1 protein-coding gene is annotated in these 500 nt (G+C 48.0%); it reads right to left on the reverse strand.

The features are described 5' to 3' along the window. Positions 1–485, reverse strand: a 485-nt coding sequence (locus ACS8FC_RS21335) for a BCCT family transporter (protein WP_439298245.1), incomplete at its 3' end; no start/stop codon positions are given. Between the last annotated feature and the right edge of the window lie 15 nt (positions 486–500).

Raw genomic sequence — 500 nt, forward strand, 5'->3', positions numbered from 1 at the left:
ACCTCAGTCATCGCTGGCATTACGACTGTTTTCAAGAATTTTTCGACCTGCGCGTGTCCTGGGAAACTCACAATGCGTTGCAAGCGTGCTTTCCAACCTTTGCCGCTATCAAGTACATTGGCGGTACCGATCGTGCTGGCTTTGCGCTTATTGCCCTCTTCTTTCAGTGACTTCCACATGGACATCATGTAAAGCACTAGAATCAGAGAGAACGGCAAGCCTGCAATCACAGAGACGGATTGTAATGAGGCAAAACCGCCCGCAAACAATAAGCCTAACGTGATAAGACCTGTCGCCGCTGCCCAAAATAAACGTAACCAAACTGGTGCATCGGTGTCATTAGTCATGCCTCTTGAGCTTAGGTTCGCAAGTACCAACGCGCCTGAGTCAGCAGAAGTCACAAAGAACACTAAACCGATGATTACACCTGCAAATGATAGGACTTCGCTATAAGGGAAGTACTCAAATAGCGCAAACATACCCATCGCGGCATCATTGAC

The organism is Psychrobacter sp. 1Y4 (assembly GCF_051847555.1).